1 pseudogene is annotated in these 947 nt (G+C 62.8%); it reads right to left on the minus strand.

What is annotated here, in order from left to right:
- Positions 1–169 precede the first annotated feature (169 nt).
- Positions 170–947, minus strand: a pseudogene (locus P0D89_RS53460) (IS30 family transposase); the annotation flags it as partial.

The following is a 947-nucleotide window of genomic DNA, read 5'->3' on the forward strand; positions in this document are numbered from 1 at the left end:
GAGTATTCGTTATTGAGCGCAAGCGCACCCGTGGACTCGAAGCTAAGGGCACAAACGTCAGGCGTTGTGGCAGATTATTCGTAGTCCACGGGTGCACGTCCCGCCTTCGCTGGCAGCTACCTGCCAGCTGTGACCAGTATCACGGAAAGCGGGACGGACTATCTATATTCGGCAGATACTGCCGCAGCAGCCCGTTGGTGTTCTCGCAGGTACCGCGTTGCCATGGACTGTGCGGATCGCAGAAGTACACGCGCACGCCGGTGGCGGCGCTGAGCTCCTGATGCCGGGTCATTTCCTTACCCTGGTCGTAAGTGAAGCTCTGGCGCAGTGGGGCGGCGATCGAATTCAGTTTGGCAGTGAAGCCCGCCAGTGCCGAAGCGGCGGTGGCGTCTTCCATCTTCGCCAGCAGCACCAGGCGACTGGTGCGCTCAACCAGCACGCCGACGGAAGACTGATTGCCGGCGCCCTTGATGAAGTCACCTTCCCAGTGACCTGGCATCACCCGATCGTCGACCTCAGGCGGGCGCACATGGATGCTCACCATGTCGGGGATCTGGCCGCGCCGGTCAGTGCCCCGCTTGCGTGACATGCGGGTGCTGTGACCGTGGCGCAGACAGGCGATAAGCTGGCGGCGCAGTTCACCGCGTGGCTGCGCATAGATGGCAGTGTAGATGGTCTCATGCGAGACGTGCTGGGTTGGATCGTTGGGCCACATGCGCTTGAGCGTACCTGAGATCTGCTGGGGCGACCACTTCCATTCCAGCAGGGTGAGTACGACGCGCCACGACGTGCTTTGAGGGTGCAGCTTGGGACATGGGCGCGCAGCCTCGCGTCGGCTCGTGCTGAGCGACTGCGCCGGGGCAAACGCATAGCCCACGACAGAACACGTGTTCCTGGTCAGCTCGCGGCTCACAGTTGATGCCGGGCGCCCGAGTGTTCGGGCCATG

Origin of the sequence: Paraburkholderia sp. RL18-085-BIA-A (genome assembly GCF_046027075.1) — a bacterium.
Lineage (GTDB): Bacteria > Pseudomonadota > Gammaproteobacteria > Burkholderiales > Burkholderiaceae > Paraburkholderia.